Source organism: Streptomyces roseoverticillatus (genome assembly GCF_000719265.1).
GTDB classification, from domain to species: Bacteria; Actinomycetota; Actinomycetes; order Streptomycetales; family Streptomycetaceae; genus Streptomyces; species Streptomyces roseoverticillatus.
Genome location: NZ_JOFL01000001.1, coordinates 423,433 through 442,126, shown reverse-complemented (window position 1 = coordinate 442,126; position 18,694 = coordinate 423,433). Strand labels below are relative to the sequence as shown.

17 protein-coding genes are annotated in these 18,694 nt (G+C 74.2%); 9 read left to right on the top strand and 8 right to left on the bottom strand.

The genetic code is table 11. The features are described 5' to 3' along the window. Positions 1-39 precede the first annotated feature (39 nt). The 5 genes from IF61_RS0101980 (at position 40) to IF61_RS0101960 (ending at position 8,970) form a co-directional block, all read left to right on the top strand. On the top strand, positions 40-2,142 hold the full coding sequence (locus IF61_RS0101980) for a SpoIIE family protein phosphatase (RefSeq protein ID WP_052392315.1): 2,103 nt from the start codon (positions 40-42) through the stop codon (positions 2,140-2,142). Positions 2,143-2,400: 258 nt separating this feature from the next. Further along, positions 2,401-4,290, top strand: a complete 1,890-nt coding sequence (mutA, locus tag IF61_RS0101975; RefSeq protein WP_030364410.1) for a methylmalonyl-CoA mutase small subunit — start codon at positions 2,401-2,403, stop codon at positions 4,288-4,290. Then, on the top strand, positions 4,290-6,500 hold the full coding sequence (gene scpA / locus IF61_RS0101970; protein ID WP_030364409.1) for a methylmalonyl-CoA mutase: 2,211 nt from the start codon (positions 4,290-4,292) through the stop codon (positions 6,498-6,500). Before mutA ends, scpA begins: the two co-directional genes overlap by 1 nt. A 15-nt stretch (positions 6,501-6,515) precedes the next feature. Beyond that, positions 6,516-7,505 (top strand): methylmalonyl Co-A mutase-associated GTPase MeaB, encoded by a 990-nt coding sequence (gene meaB, locus IF61_RS0101965; protein ID WP_030364408.1) that lies wholly within the window; start codon positions 6,516-6,518, stop codon positions 7,503-7,505. 115 nt (positions 7,506-7,620) lie between these two features. Continuing rightward, complete coding sequence (locus IF61_RS0101960) at positions 7,621-8,970, top strand: CAP domain-containing protein (RefSeq protein WP_030364407.1); 1,350 nt, start codon at positions 7,621-7,623, stop codon at positions 8,968-8,970. A 21-nt stretch (positions 8,971-8,991) separates the two neighbouring features. Here IF61_RS0101960 and IF61_RS0101955 read toward each other — a convergent pair whose 3' ends face one another. From IF61_RS0101955 to IF61_RS0101930, 6 genes are all read right to left on the bottom strand, one after another. Then, positions 8,992-10,035 carry an enoyl-CoA hydratase/isomerase family protein gene (locus IF61_RS0101955; RefSeq protein ID WP_030364406.1) on the bottom strand — a complete coding sequence of 348 codons (1,044 nt, stop codon included), beginning with the start codon at positions 10,033-10,035 and terminating at the stop codon, positions 8,992-8,994. Positions 10,036-10,124: 89 nt separating this feature from the next. Next, a complete protein-coding gene (locus IF61_RS0101950; RefSeq protein WP_245684368.1) occupies positions 10,125-10,550 on the bottom strand; it encodes a type II toxin-antitoxin system VapC family toxin in 426 nt (141 codons plus the stop codon). A gap of 297 nt (positions 10,551-10,847) precedes the next feature. Next, entirely contained in the window at positions 10,848-11,402 is a 555-nt protein-coding gene (locus tag IF61_RS0101945) for a DUF4352 domain-containing protein (RefSeq protein WP_052392313.1), read from the bottom strand. A 49-nt stretch (positions 11,403-11,451) separates the two neighbouring features. Further along, positions 11,452-12,048, bottom strand: coding sequence for a hypothetical protein (locus tag IF61_RS0101940; protein ID WP_030364403.1), 597 nt, complete (start codon positions 12,046-12,048; stop codon positions 11,452-11,454). A 305-nt stretch (positions 12,049-12,353) separates the two neighbouring features. Next, positions 12,354-12,674 carry a hypothetical protein gene (locus IF61_RS0101935; RefSeq protein ID WP_030364402.1) on the bottom strand — a complete coding sequence of 107 codons (321 nt, stop codon included), beginning with the start codon at positions 12,672-12,674 and terminating at the stop codon, positions 12,354-12,356. A 95-nt stretch (positions 12,675-12,769) separates the two neighbouring features. Next, the gene (locus IF61_RS0101930; RefSeq protein WP_043187369.1) at positions 12,770-13,480 is read right to left on the bottom strand and encodes a TVP38/TMEM64 family protein; all 711 of its coding nucleotides are present in this window, start codon (positions 13,478-13,480) and stop codon (positions 12,770-12,772) included. Between the two features lie 180 nt (positions 13,481-13,660). Between IF61_RS0101930 and IF61_RS0101925 the strand changes: the two genes are divergently transcribed. Both IF61_RS0101925 and IF61_RS0101920 read left to right on the top strand, forming a co-directional pair. Further along, a complete protein-coding gene (locus IF61_RS0101925; protein ID WP_030364400.1) occupies positions 13,661-14,845 on the top strand; it encodes a GTP-binding protein in 1,185 nt (394 codons plus the stop codon). Positions 14,846-14,860: 15 nt separating this feature from the next. Beyond that, on the top strand, positions 14,861-15,715 hold the full coding sequence (locus tag IF61_RS0101920; protein WP_030364399.1) for a spermidine synthase: 855 nt from the start codon (positions 14,861-14,863) through the stop codon (positions 15,713-15,715). A gap of 43 nt (positions 15,716-15,758) precedes the next feature. Here the strand turns inward: IF61_RS0101920 and IF61_RS0101915 are convergent, their stop codons facing one another. Beyond that, positions 15,759-16,820: a DUF8017 domain-containing protein gene (locus IF61_RS0101915; protein ID WP_030364398.1), complete on the bottom strand. Its 1,062-nt coding sequence runs from the start codon at positions 16,818-16,820 to the stop codon at positions 15,759-15,761. A gap of 82 nt (positions 16,821-16,902) precedes the next feature. Here IF61_RS0101915 and IF61_RS0101910 point away from each other — a divergent pair, with 82 nt between their 5' ends. Further along, on the top strand, positions 16,903-17,358 hold the full coding sequence (locus IF61_RS0101910) for a DUF4442 domain-containing protein (RefSeq protein WP_030364397.1): 456 nt from the start codon (positions 16,903-16,905) through the stop codon (positions 17,356-17,358). A gap of 115 nt (positions 17,359-17,473) precedes the next feature. After that, positions 17,474-18,136: a DedA family protein gene (locus tag IF61_RS0101905; protein ID WP_030364396.1), complete on the top strand. Its 663-nt coding sequence runs from the start codon at positions 17,474-17,476 to the stop codon at positions 18,134-18,136. A gap of 59 nt (positions 18,137-18,195) precedes the next feature. On the opposite strand, the gene IF61_RS0101900 is transcribed toward IF61_RS0101905, so the two are convergent. Then, positions 18,196-18,426 carry a response regulator transcription factor gene (locus IF61_RS0101900; RefSeq protein ID WP_030364395.1) on the bottom strand — a complete coding sequence of 77 codons (231 nt, stop codon included), beginning with the start codon at positions 18,424-18,426 and terminating at the stop codon, positions 18,196-18,198. Between the last annotated feature and the right edge of the window lie 268 nt (positions 18,427-18,694).

Here is an 18,694-nt window from a genome sequence, read left to right as displayed (position 1 = left end):
CACATCGAAGAAACGGGCAAAAGGTGTCAGAGTAGCTCTATGGTTGATCGGGGAGCGACGCCTGCCACCGCGCCGGCAGGTTCCGTGCCGGACGACTGGCCCGCTCGCCCGGAGGTCATGCTCGCCCTCAACCGCATGGGCGGCTTCGACTGGGACCTCGACACCGGCGTGCTGCACATGGACGCCTCCGCCCTGGAGCTCTTCGACCTGACCCCCGACGAGTTCAACGGCCGCCTCTCGGGCCTGACGGGCAAGGTGCTCCGCGCCGACGCCGCCGACCTCGACGCCCAGGTCACCCGCGCCCTGAAGGAGGGCCGCGAGACCTACAGCGCCTACTACCGCATCCGCACCCCCGACGGCACCCTGCGCTGGACGTACACCCAGGGCCGGATCCGGCGCGACGGGGAGGGTCGCCCGCACCGCATCATCGGCATCGTCCGCGACGCCGCCGAGGAGCTCGGCCACTCCATCGGCAGACGCGACGAGAACCGCCTCACGCACACCTCCATCGTGGAGACCCTCACCGCGGCCCTCGCCCACGCCCGCACCGTCCAGGACGTCATCGACTTCTTCCGCGACGACCGGGCCGTTACGCACCTCGGCTCCGACCTGCTCGTCCTCGGCATCGTCGAGGCCGGCCGCATCCACATGGTCGCCGAGGGCCCCGGCGAGCACTACATCCCCGGCACCCGCTGGACCCGCATCGACGACAACTTCCCCATGAGCGACGTCATCCGCACGATGGCACCGCGCTTCATCGAGTCCCGCGAGGAGTTCGCCCGCTCCTACCCCTGGCTGTGGGAGCGCATCAAGAACGCCGGCATCTCGTCGGCCGCCTACCTCCCGCTCATCGCCCAGGCCCGCCCCGTCGGCGCCATCGGGCTGCTCTACCGGGAGACCCGCGGCTTCACCCAGCAGGAGCGCAACCTCCTGATCGCCCTTTCCAGCAGCCTCTCGCAGGCCATCGCCCGCGCCATGCTCTACGACCAGGAGCACGACCTCGCCGAGGGCCTCCAGCAGTCCATGCTGCCGCGCCGCATCCCCGAGATCCCCGGCGCGCAGATCGCCGTCCGCTACCGCTCGGCCCGCATGGGCCGCGACATCGGCGGCGACTGGTACGACGTGATCCCGCTGCCCGGCGGGCGGGTCGGCGCCGTCATCGGCGACGTCCAGGGGCACGACACCCAGGCCGCCGCCGTCATGGGCCAGCTGCGCACCGTCCTGCGGGCGTACGCCACCGAGGGCCACGCCCCGGCCACCGTCATGGCCCGCGCCTCCTCCTTCCTCCACGAGCTCGACACCGACCGCTTCGCCACCTGCGCCTACGCCGAGGCCGACCTGTCCACCGGCGTCGTCCAGCTCGTCCGCGCCGGCCACATCGACCCGCTACTGCGGCACACCGACGGCACGTGCCGGCGCCTGCCCGTCTCCGGCGGCCTGCCGCTCGGCCTCTCCGTCGAGTTCGGGCGCCTCGACTACCCCGTGACCACCGTTGAAATCGACCCGGGCGAGACGCTCCTGATGTTCACCGACGGCCTCGTCGAACAGCCCGGCTCCGACCTCGACGAGGGTATGCAGCGCCTCTCCGAGGTCGTCCGCGCCGGCCCCTACGAGCTCCACCAGCTCGCCGACCGGCTGTGCGACGTGATCGGGGAGCGCGTCGGCGAGGACGACATGGCCGTGCTGCTGCTGCGCCGCGAGGGCGCGGCCACCCGGGGCGGCGGCCGGCTGCAGCAGCACATCGCCCCGGCCGACCCGGAGGCGCTCTCCGCGGCCCGCCACATGATCCGCGCGGCCGTACGGGCCTGGGGCGCGCGCGAGCGGTCCGACGAGATCGAGCTCGTCGCCGACGAACTGGTGACCAACGCACTGATCCACACCGACAGCGCGGCCGTCGTGACCATCCGCATCATCACCGGGCCCGAACGGCGCGTGCGCGTCGACGTCGAGGACAGGTCCAGCACGCTGCCCCGGCGCCGCGAACCGGGCGAGTCGGGCGTCTCGGGCCGCGGCCTGCTGCTGGTCGACCGGCTCGCCGACGTCTGGGGGGTCGAGTCGCGCGGGACGGGCAAGAGCGTGTGGTGCGAGTTCGTGGTGCCGGGGCGGCACGAGGTGTACGACGAGGCGGAGGAGTCCGTCTGACGGGGCGTCATGTCATTGCCGCGGGCCGCGCGGCCGGACCGCCGGTAACCCCGACCGCGCCGCGTGCGTCCGCGCCCGCGCCACGGGGGCCGGCCCGGTGCGGCACCCCCGGTCTCCCGCGTCGTGGTGTCCCGCCGTCGCGGCGGACGGGAGACGCCTGCGGCAACGGCGGAGCGCGACGGCGTCCACGCCGAAGAGGCCAAGGTCACAGCGGTTGCCACTGCTGCAGGGCGCCCCGGCTCCCCTAGCCTTCCCCCCATGACGGTCCTGCCTGACGAAGGCTTCCCCCTGGCCGCCGAGTTCCCGGACCCCACCCGCGAGCAGTGGCAGCGCCTGGTGGAGGGCGTACTGCGCAAAGCGGGCGCGGCTGACGCATCCGGCCCGGCTGCCGAGGCGGCGCTCGCCACCGAACTCCAGGACGGGCTCGCAACCGGCCCGCTCTACACCGCCGACGACGCCCCCGGCGTGCCCGGACATCCGGGCTTCCCCCCGTTCGTCCGCGGCGGACGGCCCGAGGGGACGGCCGCGACCGGCTGGGACGTGCGCCAGCGCCACGCCCACCCGGACCCGCGGCACGCCAACGAGGCCGTGCTCGCCGACCTGGAGAACGGCGTCACCTCCCTCTGGCTGACCGCCGGCCCCGCCGGCATCCCCGTCGACGGCATTCCCGCCGCCCTCGACGGCGTCTACCTCGACCTCGCCCCCGTCGTCCTCGACGCGGGCGCGGACTTCGAGCCGGCCGCCCGGGGGCTGCTGCGCCTGTACGACGAGCGCGGCCTCGCCCCGCACGCCGCCCTCGGCAACCTCGGCGCCGACCCGCTCGGCACCCTGGCCCGCACCGGCGGCGACACCGCCCCCGACGGGCCCCTGGCCGCCGCGGCCGCCCTCGCCGCACTGTGCGCCGAAGGCCGCCCGGGCCTGCGCGCCCTGACCGTCGACGCCCTGCCCTACCACGAGGCCGGCGGGTCCGCGGCCGAGGAGCTCGGCTGCTCGCTCGCCACCGGCGTCGCCTACCTCCGTACGCTCACCGCCGCCGGACTGACGGTGGATCAGGCCTGCGGGCAGCTGGAGTTCCGCTACGCGGCCACTGCCGACCAGTTCCTCACCATCGCCAAACTCCGCGCCGCCCGCAGGCTCTGGGCCCGCGTCGCCGAGGTCAGCGGAGCCGGCACCGCGAGCGCCGCACAGCGCCAGCACGCGGTCACCTCCACGGTGATGATGACCCGCCGGGACCCGTGGGTGAACATGCTGCGCACCACCGTCGCCTGCCTCGGCGCGGGCGTCGGCGGCGCCGACGCCGTCACCGTCCTGCCCTTCGACGAGGCGGCCGGCCTGCCCGACGCCTTCGCCCGCCGCATCGCCCGCAACACCTCCTCGGTGCTGCTGGAGGAGTCCCACCTGGCCCGGGTCATCGACCCCGCCGGCGGCTCCTGGTACGTGGAGGCGCTCACCGACGAGCTCGCGCACGCCGCCTGGGCCTGGTTCCAGGAGCTGGAGCGCGCCGGCGGCCAGGCCGCGGCGCTCCGCTCCGGCCTGGTGGCCGAGCGGCTCGCCGCCACCTGGGCGCGCCGCTCCGCCGACCTGGCCACCCGCCGCGAACCCGTCACCGGCGTCAGCGAGTTCCCGAACCTCGGCGAGCAGCCGCTGCGGCGCGAGCCCGCACCCGCGGCCCCCGGCGGCGGCCTGCCCCGGGTCCGGCGCGACGAGGCCTATGAGGCCCTGCGCGCCCGCTCCGACGCCCACCTCGCCGCGACCGGCGCCCGCCCGCGCGTCTTCCTCGCCGCGCTCGGCCCCGCCGCCGCCCACACCGGCCGGGCCACGTTCGCCGCCAACCTCTTCCAGGCCGGCGGGATCGAGGCCGTGCACGACCCCGCGACGGTCGACGCGGCCTCCGCCGCCGAGGCGTTCGCGCGCAGCGGCGCCGGCGTGGCCTGCCTGTGCTCCAGCGACAAGCTCTACGCCGAGCAGGCCGAGGCCGTCGCCGCCGCCCTCAAGTCCGCGGGCGCGCAGCGGGTGTTCCTCGCCGGCAAGCCCGGCGGCGAGCAGCGGGAAGCGTATCTGCGGGCCGGGGTCGACGCGTTCGTCTTCGCCGGCGGCGACGCCGTCGCCGTCCTGTCCTCCGTCCTCGACAGCATGGGAGTCGCGTGATGCCGCCTTCCCCGGTCCCCGACTTCTCCGGCATCGGCCTGGGCCCGGCGCACGCCGCCCCCGCCGACCCGGGCCAGTGGCGCGCGGCCCTGAAGGAGGCCACCGGCAAGAGCGCCGAGGACCTCGTCTGGGAGACCCCCGAGGGCATCGGCGTCAAGCCCCTCTACACGGCCGACGACCTGCACGGACTCGATTTCCTCGGCACGTACCCCGGCATCGCGCCCTACCTGCGCGGCCCGTACCCGACGATGTACGTCAACCAGCCCTGGACGATCCGGCAGTACGCGGGCTTCTCCACCGCCGAGGAGTCCAACGCCTTCTACCGCCGCAACCTGGCGGCCGGTCAGAAGGGCCTGTCCGTCGCCTTCGACCTGCCGACCCACCGCGGCTACGACAGCGACCACCCGCGCGTCACCGGCGACGTCGGCATGGCGGGCGTCGCCATCGACTCCATCTACGACATGCGCCAGCTCTTCGACGGCATCCCGCTGGACAAGATGAGCGTGTCGATGACGATGAACGGCGCCGTGCTGCCCGTCCTCGCCCTCTACATCGTCGCCGCCGAGGAACAGGGCGTGCCGCCCGAGAAGCTGGCCGGGACCATCCAGAACGACATCCTCAAGGAGTTCATGGTCCGCAACACCTACATCTATCCGCCGACGCCCTCGATGCGGATCATCTCCGACATCTTCGCGTACACCTCGCAGAAGATGCCGCGCTACAACTCCATCTCCATCTCCGGCTACCACATCCAGGAGGCCGGAGCCACGGCCGACCTGGAGCTCGCCTACACCCTCGCCGACGGCGTCGAGTACCTCAAGGCGGGCATCGGGGCCGGCCTGGACGTCGACGCGTTCGCGCCCCGGCTCTCCTTCTTCTGGGCGATCGGCATGAACTTCTTCATGGAGATCGCCAAGCTGCGCGCCGCCCGCCTGCTGTGGGCCCGGCTCGTCAAGCGCTTCGAGCCGCAGAACACCAAGTCGCTGTCGCTGCGCACCCACTCGCAGACCTCCGGCTGGTCGCTGACCGCGCAGGACGTCTTCAACAACGTGGCCCGCACCTGCGTGGAGGCCATGGCCGCGACCCAGGGGCACACCCAGTCGCTGCACACCAACGCCCTGGACGAGGCCCTCGCCCTGCCCACCGACTTCTCCGCCCGCATCGCCCGCAACACCCAACTGCTGCTGCAGCAGGAATCGGGGACCTGCCGGGTCATCGACCCGTGGGGCGGCAGCGCCTACGTCGAGCGGCTCACCCACGACCTCGCGCGCCGCGCCTGGCAGCACATCGAGGAGGTCGAGGCCGCGGGCGGCATGGCCCGGGCCATCGACGCGGGCATCCCCAAACTGCGCGTCGAGGAGGCCGCGGCCCGCACCCAGGCCCGTATCGACTCCGGGCGGCAGCCGGTCATCGGCGTCAACAAGTACCGGGTCGACAGCGACGAGCAGATCGAGGTCCTCAAGGTCGACAACTCCTCCGTGCGCGCCCAGCAGATCGAGAAGCTGCGCCGGCTGCGGGAGGAGCGCGACGAGACCGCCTGCCAGGACGCCCTGCACGCGCTCACCCGGGCCGCCGACGCCGGCAGCGGACCGGGCCTCGAAGGCAACCTCCTGGCCCTCGCCGTGAACGCCGCCCGCGCCAAGGCGACCGTCGGTGAGATCTCCGACGCACTGGAGAAGGTCTACGGACGCCACGCCGGGCAGATCCGTACGATCTCCGGTGTGTACCGCGAAGAGGCAGGCCCGTCGTCCGGCGTGGAGCGCACCCGCACCCTGGTCGAGGCGTTCGAGCGGGAGGACGGCCGCCGCCCGCGCATCCTCGTCGCCAAGATGGGCCAGGACGGCCACGACCGCGGCCAGAAGGTCATCGCCACCGCCTTCGCCGACCTCGGCTTCGACGTCGACGTCGGCCCGCTCTTCCAGACGCCCGAGGAGGTCGCCCGGCAGGCCGTCGAGGCCGACGTGCACATCGTCGGCGTCTCCTCGCTCGCGGCCGGCCACCTCACGCTCGTCCCGGCGCTGCGCGAGCAACTGGCCGGGCAGGGACGCGAAGACATCATGATCGTCGTCGGGGGCGTCATCCCGCCGCAGGACGTTCCCACGCTGCTGGAGATGGGCGCGGCCGCGGTCTTCCCGCCCGGCACGGTCATCCCGGACGCCGCCCACGACCTGCTGAAGACCCTCGCCGGGGTCCTCGGCCACGAACTGTGAGCAAGGGCCCCTGACATGGCGCGGACGATCGACATCGACGCCTACGTGAAGGGCGTGCTCGACGGCAAGCGCGCGGTCGTCGCCCGCGCCATCACGCTCGTCGAGTCCACCCGGGCCGACCACCGGGCCCTCGCCCAGCGGATGCTGACCGAGCTGCTCCCGCACGCGGGGGCGGCCCGGCGGATCGGCATCACCGGCGTGCCCGGCGTCGGCAAGTCCACCTTCATCGACGCCTTCGGCACGATGCTGACCGGCCTCGGCCACCGCGTCGCGGTCCTCGCCGTCGACCCGTCCTCCAGCAGGACCGGCGGCAGCATCCTGGGCGACAAGACCCGCATGGAGCGGCTGGCCGTCGACCCCGCCGCGTTCGTCCGGCCCTCGCCCACGGCCGGCACCCTCGGCGGCGTGGCCCGGGCCACCCGCGAGACCATCGTGGTCATGGAGGCCGCCGGTTACGACGTCGTGCTCGTGGAGACCGTCGGCGTCGGCCAGTCCGAGACCGCCGTCGCCGACATGGTCGACAGCTTCCTCATGCTCACCCTCGCCCGCACCGGCGACCAGCTCCAGGGCATCAAGAAGGGCGTCCTCGAACTCGCGGACCTCGTCGCCGTCAACAAGGCCGACGGCCCGCACGAGCGCGACGCCAAGGCCGCCGCCCGCGAACTCGCCGGCGCGCTGCGCCTGCTGCAGCCGCCGGACGCCGCCTGGAACCCGCCCGTGCTCACCTGCAGCGCCCGCGAGGGCACGGGCCTGGACACGGTGTGGGAGCGGCTGGAGCAGCACCGGCGCGTCATGGAGACCACGGGCGCGCTGGCCGCCCGCCGGCGCGAGCAGCAGGTCGACTGGGTCTGGACGATGGTCCGCGAACAGCTCATGGACGAACTGCGCGACCACCCCGCCGTGCGGGCGGCCGGCCCGGGCATCGAACAGCGGGTACGGGAGGGCACACTGCCGGCGGGGCTGGCGGCGGAACGGCTGCTGGAGGCGTTCCGCCACAAAAGTTAAAAGCCTGTCCGGCGATTGAGGACAAAGGCGGTGCTCCGGGCTCCGGGAACCTCCCGGCTCTACAGCGCGTTTTCTCCGGACCGGCCGACCCGCGGCCGGAATCGGAGGAGCAGCGATGAACGACCTCGCGGCCGGAGGCAACGCACCGTTGCCCGACGGCGCACTCTCCCTCCGCGTGCCCGGCCCCTTCGACCTGTCGGTCATCGTCACCGGCGAGAACGGAAAGGCCGCCGGCGACGGCGACTTCGTCTTCTACAACCAGCCGGCCGCCCCCGGCGCCCGGCTCACCGGCGACACCGTCACCGTCGATCCGCGCGGCCTGCGGCACGGCGCGGCGCGGGTCACGGTCGTGGTCAGCCCGGCGGACCCCGGCACGCGGCTCGGAGCCCTGCCCGTACCGGTCCTGACCGTCGCCGGAAGCGGCGGCGGGGTCCTGGCCCGGTTCGTGCCGCCGCGCCCCGGGCCGGAGACCGTGCTGCTGCTCGCCGAGCTCTACCGGCGCGGCACCGGCTGGAAGATACGCGCCCTGGGCCAGGGCTACGCGGAGGGACTCGCGGGCGTGGCCCGGGACTTCGGCGTGGACGTGGCCGACGACGGCACGGACTCCGGGGCGACCGGGCAGCGCCCCGGGCCTGCGGCCGCCCGGCCGCACGGGGATGCCGGCGTGCGGGGGCCGCACGGCGACCCGGGCGGCGCCGACGCCTTCACCGCGCTCGTGAACGCCGAGCGGGCCGCCGCCGGAGCGCCGCCCGTGACCGCCGACCACCGGCTCGCCGCCGCGGCCCGCGCGCACGCCGCCGGCATGGCCGCGCAGGGCCGGCTCGCCGCCGAGGGCCCCGACGGGACCTCGCTCCACCACCGGGTCGCCGCGGCCGGCTACCACTGCCTGACCGTGGCCGAGCACCTCGTGTCCGGGCCGCGCACCCCCGCCGAGTTCGTGGCGTACTGCCTCGCGGACCCCGGGCGCGCCCGGCCGCTGCGCGACCCGGCCGTCGTCCACGCCGGCGCGGCCCACGTCAGCGGCCCCGCCGGGGACGTCTACTGGACGGCGCTGTGGGCCTCGCCCATGACGCCCGGGGGCCTGGCCCGGCTGACCGCCGAGGTCACCGCGCTCACCAACGCCGAGCGCGCCGCGGCCGGGCTGCGCCCGCTGGCCGCCGACCACCGGCTGGCCGCCGCCGCGCAGGCGCACAGCGACGACATGGTCGCCCGCGACTTCTACGCCCACACCTCGCCCGAGGGGAGCGAGCCCTGGGACCGGGCACGGGCCGCGGGAGCCCCGCACCCGGGGATCGGCGAGAACATCGCCTGCGGGCAGCGCGGCGCGGCGGAGGTCGTACAGGGCTGGATGAACAGCCCGGGCCACCGCGCCAACATCCTCAAACCGGACTTCGCGTACATCGGCGTCGGCTACGCCACCGGCAGCCGCGCGGGCACGTACTGGACGCAGCTGTTCGGCACGTAGGGCACGTAGGGGGCGGGGCGGTCAGAGGCCGAGCCCGGGCGCGGCCGTCGTCGCGAAGTGCCGCGCCACGTCCGCGTCCGTCACGTCCTCCAGCTTCGCGGGCTGCCACCGCGGCGTGCGGTCCTTGTCCACGACCTGCGCGCGGATGCCCTCCAGCAGGTCGGGGTCGGCCAGCGACGCGCACATCACGCGGTACTCCTGCTCCAGCACCTCGGGCAGCCCGGGCAGCCGGCGGGCGCGGCGCAGCGCGCTGAGCGTCACCTTGAGGGCCGTGGGCGACTTGCCCCGGATCGCCTCCGCCGCCTCCTCGGCCCCGGCCGCCCCGCTGTCCGTCAGCCGCCCGAGGATCTCCTCGACGGTGCCGGCGGCGTAGCAGCGGTCGATCCAGTCCCGGTGCACGGCGAGCCCGGAGGCGGGGGCCGGGGCGGCGAAGGCCCGTACGGCCTCGGCCGGGTCCTTCTCCGCCAGCGCCGCCGTGAACTCCGCGAGCCGTGCGGCCGGCACGAAGTGGTCGGCGAACCCGGCGTGCACGGCGTCGCCCGGGGCCATGCGGGCGGTGGTCAGCGCGAGGTGCGTGCCCAGCTCGCCGGGGGCCCGGGAGAGCAGGAAGGTGCCGCCGACGTCGGGGGCGAAGCCGATGCCCGTCTCGGGCATGGCCACCGACGAGCGCTCGGTGACGACCCGTATGCCGCCGTGCGCCGACAGGCCGACCCCGCCGCCCATCACCAGGCCGTCCATGAGCGCGACGTAGGGCTTGGGGTAGGCGGCGATACGGGCGTTGAGGCGGTACTCGTCGCGCCAGAACTCCCTGGCGGCCGCGCCGCCCCCGGCCCGGACGTCGTCGTGCACGGCCCGGACGTCGCCGCCCGCGCACAGGCCGCGCTCACCCGCGCCGTCGAGCACCACGGTGGTCACTGCGGCGTCGTGCTCCCACGCGTCCAGGGCGCCGGCGATGCGGCGGACCATGGCGTGGGTCAGGGCGTTGAGCGCCCGGGGCCGGTTGAGCGTGATGCGGCCCGCGCGCCCCTCGCGGCGCAGGAGGACGGCGTCGTCGGCGGTGGTCATCGTGCGCCTTTCACTGAACGGCGGATTGATGGAAGCGGCGGAGCGGGCGGGCCGGCGCGCGCAGCACGGCGGGCGACCGGCCCGGCTTTCTATCCGGCGCGGCCGGAGGCGGCGGCGGTGCCGGCGGCGTCGGTGATGCCCCGGATCGGGCAGCGCGGCCCGGTGGCGCGCAGCAGCCGCAGGTCGGCCGTCACGAGGGTCGCCCCCAGCTCCTCGGCGACGGCGACGTAGGCCGCGTCGTCCGGCGTGAGGTTGTCCTTGAGCTGCCACATCCGTCCCAGCAGCGGTTCCACGGGGACCTTCCGCAGCGTCAGGCCCGGCAGCCGCCCGGCGACGTCGGCGACCCGTTCCGCGCTCACCTGGCCCGCGAGGTACATGCCGCGCAGCGACTGCATCACCTCCACCAGGATGTGCTCCGGGGCGGCCCAGTCGGCGTCCGCCGCGAGTGCGGCACGGGCGCTCTCGCCCCGCGCTCCGTCGTCGGCGAGGGCGAGGACGAGGGCGGAGGCGTCCACGACGATCAAGATGACTCCCAGCGCAGTGCCTTCCGGCGGTCATGACGAACGCGCCGGTTGTGGTGGCCGCGCATTCCGCCGGACCCTCGCCGCGGGGCTTTCTCGCCGTGGCGGCGGGCTCATCTTTCCCGGACGGGGTCCGGGGCACCCCCGGGAAGAGGGCCGTCGCAACGGTGCGCAACCACCAACGTGGCTGTCCGGCGGTGCCGGACGTGCCGCGCCCACCACCCTAGCCGCACGCACGCCGAGTGGATCAAGGGGCCTTCCCGGCCTTCCCGGAGCGGCCCGGCGCCGGCGTCACCCCGCCGGGCCCGTCCAGTGGGCGGTTTCGCGTTCCTGGCCGAAGCCGGGCCGTACGGCGACGTCCAGCCGGCCGAGGCCGCCCGGCGGGACGTCGAAGGCGACCGTCGCCTTGCCCGAGCCCTTCGGCTCCAGGTTCCCGGTGAACGGTGTGCCGACGCCGCTCGCGCTGTCGAAGATCTGCTGGGCCCGGTCGGCCTTGTCGCCGGACTCCAGGGTGATCAGGACGCCCGCCGTGTCGAGGGGATCCTTGCCGCCGTTGGCGAGGGCGACCGTGAACTTGACGGCCTGGTTGCCCGCTTCGTGGCCGAGGGCGGTGCCGCTCGGCGTGAACTTCACCGGCTGCGTCACCGTCACCCTGAGGCCGTCGTGGTAGGCGTAGGTGTCCCCGAAGGAGGCCGTGCGGGACCGCGGGGAGGCCGACGGGCCGCCCGGGAGCGTGATCGTGGTGCCCGCCTTGCCGGAGGAGCCCCCGCAGGCCGCGCCCGCCGTCGCCACGGCGGCCGCGGCCGCGAAGGCCGCGGCCGCCCGCAGCGGCGCTCTCGTGCCCATGTGCACAGCCTGCGCCGAGCCGCGGCGGTGCGCATCCGCAGCGCGGGCGTCAGCTCCCCAGGGCCTTCTTGACCTTGGCCGCCTGCGGCCCGGAGTCCTGGGCGGGGATCTGCCAGCGGAAGGTCTTGCCCTCGCCGTCCGTGTAGGTGAGGGTGCCGCCGCGCTGCGCGGCGGCGATGTCGAAGGTGCGCGCCCGCAGCTGGGTGGCGCCGGCCCGGATCGGGCCGCCCGCGTCGAGGCCCGGTACGAAGACGTTCGGCTCGGCGCTGACGGCCTGGCCGTCAGCGGCTATCCACTGCCAGCCGCCCTTCTCGGTCGGCGTGGTCTCCGCGGCGGCCACGTCCGTCATGGGGCGCTCCTGCACGGCGACCACGGCGTACAGGCCGTGCGAGGGCTTGTCGGTCGCGGTCTTGGCCGCGTACACGACGCTCACCGGCGTGATGTCGAGCTTGCCGCCGCCGCCCGCGCCCACGGTCTCCGTGCCCTTGCCCAGCGCCAGGGGCTCCGCCGACGGGCCGGCGGGGGCGGCTGAGGGCGACGAGCCGTCCGACTTCACGGTCTCGGCCTTCGACTCGTCGCTGCAGGCGGTGAGTGACAGTGCGGCGGCGAGGCTGAAGGCGGCGACGGTGACGGCAGTGGTGCGCATGCATCCCCCGGAGGTTCGGGTTACGTGAGGTGTGAAACGACCGGGGAACCGTACCCTCGGTAACAAGCCCTCCAGCGCCGATCTGCATCAATCGTGACCAGCTCGCTACCGTCCCGGTATTGCCGTGGGGCACCTCATCCCACTAAGACGCCCCGAAACGGTACGAGACGGACTTGCGCGGCCCGCGCCCGCTTGTCAGCTCACGTCCTCGCCCGCGTGCGGGCCCAGCACCGTCGGCCCCCACGCCGTATGCCCGCCGGACGCGTCTCCGGCGTACTTCAGCATCCGGGGCAGCGGACGGCGGGTCAGGCCTGACCCGTCTCGAACCGGGTCACCTTCCCGCCGTCCACGGTGAAGTACCACTTGGTGCGCATCTCGCCCCATGTGTCGTTGCGGTAGAGGGCGACGAGCGATCGGCCGTCGTCGCTCTCGGACTCGACGTCCATGTGGCCGTTGGACGTGAAGACCTCGCGGTCGGCCCACTGGGTGAGGTTGCGGTCGGTGCCGTCGTCGGACATCGTGGCGCCCGGCGCGAGGGACTCGTGGAAGGCGGTGCGGTCGCCGGCGTTGAGGGCGTTCACCAGCGTCCGTACGGCGGGGTCGGAGAGTTGCTCGACGGGGATCACGGGACGGCTCCTTTCGGCGGTGTGTCCAGGACAGGACAGCACTCCGGCGGCACCCGCGCGCGCCGGTCCGCCCGGATGGCGGACGAACCCCTCCGCTACGGCCGGGACAGCCGCCGCGCCGCCGGACCCTTCTTGCGCCACGCCACGACCACGGCCGCCAGCCCGGTCACCGCGATGAACGCCGTCGCCCCGAGGAACGCGGGCGACGTCGGCGCCGTGGCGTGGCTGCCGGCGATCACGTAGGCCGCGGTGGCGGGCGCGCTGCCCAGCGCGGTCGCCAGCAGGAACGGCGCCCACCGCATCCGCGACACGGCAGCGCAGTAGTTCGCGGCGGCGAAGGGAACCCCCGGGAAGAGCCGGACGGCCATCATCGAACGGAAGGCGTGCCGGCTCAGCTGCCGGTCCGCCGCCCGCAGCCACCGCCCGCGCAGCAGCGGCCGCAGCGCGTCCTGCCCCAGCATCCTGCCCAGCCCGAACGACGCGGCCGAGCCCAGCACCGTGCCCACCACGGCCGCCGCCGTCCCCGCGGGGGCGCCGAACAGCGCGCCGGCCGCGATGTTGAGGATCGGACGCGGCACGAACGCCGCGGTGCACAGCCCGTACGCCGCGGAGAACAGCACGACGGCCGTGCCGCCCGACAGCTGCGGCCAGCCCTCGGCGAGCAGCCGCTCGGGGTGCAGGGCGAGCACCGTGGCCGCGGCGGCGGCCAGCACCACCACGAGCAGGCCCAGGCGGAGCCACGCGGACGGCCGGGCGCGCGGACGGTGCTCGGCGGGGCCGGGGGAGGGCACGGCGGGATCGGACATCGCTGGAGCCTAACCGACAGGGATATAAAGCGGTCGTCATCCCGGAAAGACCGGGCGGTACGGGAACACTCCTTCCTCATACGTTCACTCGGATGCCGCCCGTGCGTCCTCTCCGCGCGGCGGCCCGGGGCCCGCGAAAACCGTTCGACGCCCCGCACCCCGTGCGCGAGCATCGACCGCATGCACCGGCCACCATCAGGCCTTCCGCGCCACAAACCGCACCTCAACATCGCAGTCCTCGGCCACTCCCGCCACGGCAAGACCACCCTCACCGCCGCCGTCACCAAGGTCCTCGGCGACCGGGGCCGGGCCGTCTTCGTCCCGCCCGCCCGCCTCGACCGCGCCCCGGAAGGGGCCGCGGAGAGCAGCACCGTCGCCTGCGCGCACGTCGCCTACGAGACCGACACCCGCCACTACGCCCACACCGACCCGCCCGGCCGGCCCCGCTTCACCGGCAACCTGCTCGCCGGCACGGCACGGATCGACGGCGCCGTCCTCGCCGTCTCCGCCGCCGACGGGCCCGCCGCACAGACCGCCGGGCACCTGCTGCTCGCCCGCAGCACGGGCGTGCGGCACGTCGTCGTCGCGCTCACCAAGGCCGACGCGAGCGACCCGGAACGCACCGACCTGGCCGAGCGGGACGTCCGCGCCCTGCTCACCGCCCACGGCTACGACGGCGAGCACACCGCGGTCGTCCGCGTCTCCGGCCTGCGCGCCCTCGGCGGCGACCCGCGCTGGACCGCCGCGATCGAGGCCCTCCTCGACGCCGTCGACACCTACGTGCCGACGCCCCTGCGCTACGCGGACGCGCCGTTCCTGCTCTCCGTGGACAGGGTCTTCACCCTCGCCCGGCGCGGCACCGCCGTCACCGGCGTCGTCGAGCGCGGCACCGTCCTGCTCCACGACCACGTCGAGCTCCTGGGCCCGGAGGGCCCCCGCGGCATCGTCATCACCGGCCTGGAGAGCTTCGGCCGGCCGCTCGGCGCCGCGCAGGCGGGCGACCGCGTCGCCCTGCTGCTCCGCGGGATCCACCGCGACGAGGTGCGCCGCGGCGACACCCTCGCCGCGCCCGGCAGCGTCGTGCCCCGCCGCCGCTTCGCCGCGGACATCCGCCTGCTGGGCGCGGACGAGGGCGGCCGGCACACCCCCGTGTTCTCCGGCTACCGCCCGCAGTTCCACGTCCGCACGGCCGGCGTCCCCGGCACCGTGCACCTCGGCGGGGCCGGCGTCGCGCTCCCCGGCGAGACCGTCACGGCGGCCGTCGCCCTCGACCGGGACGTGCCGCTCGAACCCGGCCTCGCCTTCGTCATCCGCGAGGGAGGCCGCACGGTCGGCACCGGTACGGTCTCCGCACCGCACCCCTGAACGCACAATAGGGACGTGAACGAACCAGCAGAACCGATACCCGTGACGCGGGACGTGGACTGGGGCACCGCCAAGCTGCTGCCCGACGTGGACCGGCCGCGGGCCTGGCTGCTCACCGTGGAGGGCTCGCCGCAGTCGTACGTCGACCTGGACGACCCCACCCACCTCGAATTCGAGTACGCCCAGCGGGTCGCCCACGTCCTCGACACCGCCGCCGAGCCGGACCGCCCGCTCGACGTGCTGCACCTCGGCGGCGGGGCGCTCACCCTGCCCCGCTACGTCGCCGCGACCCGCCCGGGCTCCCGGCAGCGCGTCGTCGAGGCGGACCGCGGGCTGCTCGCGCTGGTCGCCGAGCACCTGCCCCTGAGGCACGGCTCCGGAGTCGAGGTGATCGCCGGCGACGCGCGCGGCGAGCTGGAGGCGTCGCCCGCCGCCTCCGCCGACGTGATCGTCGCGGACGTCTTCGGCGGCTCCCGGGTCCCGGCCCACCTCACGTCCCTGGAGTACGCGCGGGCCGCCGCCCGGGTGCTGCGGCCCCGGGGCCGCTACGCCGCGAACCTCGCCGACGGCGCGCCCTTCACCTTCCTCCGCTCGCAGGTGGCCACCTTCGCGGAGGTCTTCGCGCACGTGTGCCTGATCGCGGAGCCGCAGGTGCTGCGCGGGCGGCGCTTCGGCAACGCGATCCTCGTCGCCTCGCACACCGAACTCCCGGTCGCGGCGCTGGCCCGGCGCGCGGCCGCGGACGCCTTCCCGGCCCGGGTCGAGCACGGCCCGGCCCTGGAGCGGTTCGCGGCCGGGGCCGGGCCGGTGCACGACGCGGAGGCCGTGGGCTCGCCGGAGCCGCCGGGCGGGGCGTTCAGCGTGGGCTGACGCGGGGCACCCGCCCGGCGGGCCGGGGGAGGAGCTCAGGAGATCAGGAGGTCTTCAGGGGCCTGAGGGAGCTCATGATCTTCTTGATGACGTCGTCGGGCACCTCGTCCTCGGTGCCCGTGACGCTGTAGAGGCACCAGGTGGCGAGGTCGCCGGTGACGTCCTTGTACGTCACCGTCGCGGACTTGCCGCTGCCGGCGCAGTGGCGCTTCTTCGCGATGCCCGTGACCGTCGCCGAGGAGGAGGTGCCGGTGATGCCGTGGTCGCTCTTGAACTCCTTGCCCTTGGAGTAGTTGAACTTCCCGGTCTTCTTCTGGTCGAAGCCCCAGAAGAGCCAGTTCAGCGCCTCGTTCTCGGCGGCGTCGGCCTCGCTCTTGGCGCCCTGGGCGCCCTTGGTGCCGGCGGCGACCGGGTTGGCGCCCTGCTCGCACCGGTCCTCGTTGAACTTCGCCACTCCGGTCATGCTGATGCCCTTGCCGTTGGGCGGGAAGGAGTGGTCGTCCTCGTCCTGGAAGCCGATGCTCGATCCCGGGGAGGCGACCTTCCACTCCGGCGGCACGTCGTAGGCGATGTGCCGCTTGCTGTTGGTGACGACCTTCCAGCCGTCGATCACGGGCTTGACCTCGACGTTCGCCCGCGGGTTGTCCGCCGGGTCCTCGCTCGCGCTCTGCGACGGCGCTGCCGAGGAAGCGGAGGGGGCCGCGGTGGGCGCCTTCGTCGGGTCGTTGTGCGCCACGTTCTCCGTGTCGTCGTCCTTCAGGACGACGACACCGGTGATCACGGCGGCGGCCACCACGGCGACCGCCGCGGTGATCGCGATGATCGTGGTCCGCTTGCGGTTGTCGCGCGGCGGCCCGGGTGCACCGGCCGGGGCCGGCGTGTGCCACTGCTGACCGCCGGCCGGCCCACCGGGCTGCGGCGGGCCGGGGGGCTGCTGCTGGTACGGATTCGGCTGCTGGAGGGTCGGCGGCTGCTGGTAGGGGTTGGGCTGCGGGTAGCCCGGCTGCGCGCCGGACGGCGGCCCTGACGGGGGCACCGGTGTCTTGTAGGGATTCGGGTCCTGCGGGTTCTGCTCGCCCCCGGGCGGCTGCTGTCCTGGCCACATGGCCGATAACCATAGAGGCAGATGGTGATCCCGGTGAGGCCACCCCTTCCCCGCCGTTACTACTGACTGGTAACTTGCGGGTATGTCTGAGACCACCCAGCCCTCGATCGGCGACATGCTCCTGGCCACCGTGCCCATGGCCAAGACGCTCAACCTCGTCTTCGAGGAGGCGGGAGCGGAGCGCGCCGTCGTCCGCCTGCCCGACCAGCCCGACTACCACAACCACGTCGGGGGCCCGCACGCCGGCGCGATGTTCACCCTCGCCGAGTCCGCGAGCGGCGCGATCGTCCTCGCCGCCTTCGGCGACCAGCTCTCGCGCGCGGTGCCGCTGGCCGTCAGTGCCGAGATCGGCTACAAGAAGCTCGCCATGGGCCCCGTCACCGCCACCGCCGAGCTCGGTCGCCCGGCCGCCGACGTCGTCGCCGAGCTGGACGCGGGCGGCCGCCCGGAATTCCCCGTACACGTGGCGATCACCCGTGAGGACGGCGCGGTGACCGGCGAAATGACGGTCGTCTGGACCCTCCGGCCGAACAAGTAGCCGGTCCGCCGCAACCTGCGGGCGCCTGAGGGAGTCCTCTCCTCCAGTAGGCTTCCCGGCGTGCGCCCCGCGGCGCACGCCGGGAAGAGATCGTCAAACCGGGGAGGAACCGGCGTTGCACATCCAGGAGTGGCTCGAAACGGTACCGGCGATCGCCGTCTACCTCTTGGTGGGCGGGGTCATCGGGCTGGAGAGCCTGGGTATTCCGCTTCCCGGTGAGATCGTCCTCGTCAGTGCCACGCTGATGGCCGCCACCCAGGACCACATCAACCCTTGGGTGCTGGGCGCGTGTGCCGTCGCGGGTGCGATCATCGGTGACTCCATCGGATACCTGATCGGCCGCAAGGGCGGCCGACCGCTGCTGGAGTGGCTCGGCCGGAAGTTCCCCAAGCACTTCGGGCCGCACCACGTCGCCACGGCCGAGCGGTCCTTCGAGAAGTGGGGCATGTGGGCCGTCTTCGTCGGCCGCTTCATCGCCCTGCTGCGGATCTTCGCCGGCCCGCTCGCGGGCGTGCTGAGGATGCCGTACTGGAAGTTCCTGATCGCCAACGTGCTCGGCGGCGTCGTCTGGGCCGGCGGCACCGTCGCGGTGATCTACTACGTCGGCAAGGTCGCCGAGGAGTGGCTGAAGAAGTTCTCCATGTACGGCCTGATCGCCGCCGTGCTCTTCGGGGTCGGCTCGCTGGTCATCATGCGGATCAAGGCCAAGAAGGCCGAGGCCGCCCGCGCTGCCGACCCGGCCGAGGCCCGGCCCGAGCCGGTCGGCACCGCCGACTGACGCAGCGCCTCCACGAACAGCCCCCGGAACCGCACCGCGGATCCGGGGGCTGTTTCCGTTCAGCCGCTCCGGCTCGCGTCCTGGTTGATGCTGAGGCGGACCAGGTCCGCGAGCGTGGGCGCCGGGCGTTTGGCGCGGATGCGGCGCAGGTAGGTGCCGACGGTGTGGACGCTGATACCGAGTCGCCTGGCCGTCTGGTGGTAGGTGAGCCCGGCGCCGATGTGGGTCAGCACCTGCCGCTCGCGGGGCGACAGGCGCGGCGGTCCCGTCTGGACGCTGCGGCCGGGCATCTCGTCTCCATGTGGCTGGCGGAGCCGCTCGGCATGGGTGACCTGCGGCCGGCCGCGGGCGGAGTTCCTCCACCCGCGCGACGCTTTAGAGGGATCTAACCACGAACTCTGCTAAATGCAAGCAAAAAAGAGTGACCGCCCGGTCAATAGCCCCATAATCAAAGGCCGGTCGGCTGTCAAGTCCCCAACTTCCGCGGCTCCAGCCCCGCTTCGAACCGGGCGAATGTGAAAGAAGCCGCCGACCGCGGCACCACAAGCCCGGAGCGAC